Source organism: Lentilactobacillus parakefiri (assembly GCF_002157585.1).
Taxonomy (GTDB): Bacteria; Bacillota; Bacilli; order Lactobacillales; family Lactobacillaceae; genus Lentilactobacillus; species Lentilactobacillus parakefiri.
On the sequence record NZ_BDGB01000088.1, the window covers coordinates 1 to 238 of the forward strand.

At 45.8% G+C, this 238-nt stretch carries 1 pseudogene; it reads right to left on the minus strand.

The window, feature by feature from the left end:
* A pseudogene (locus LPKJCM_RS09515) lies at positions 1-238 on the minus strand (transposase); the annotation flags it as partial.

Consider the following 238-nt stretch of genomic DNA (forward strand, 5'->3'; position numbering starts at 1 on the left):
GTAGGCTGGCAAGGTATGATTTTCAAACCGGCCATTGCGATCTCGAGGCATGGTTAAGTTAAGTTGGCCGTACTTCGTATCAAACGAGCGCTCATAACTGCCGTTGCGGTTATTACCAGTGTTAATCCCAGCGTATGAGTAGCGTTCGTAACCCAAAAACTCTGCCAATTCGGTTTGAAGCAGCTGGTTAATCGCAATTTCGAGGTGGTGACAAAAACTTCGTCCAAATCTTGCTTTT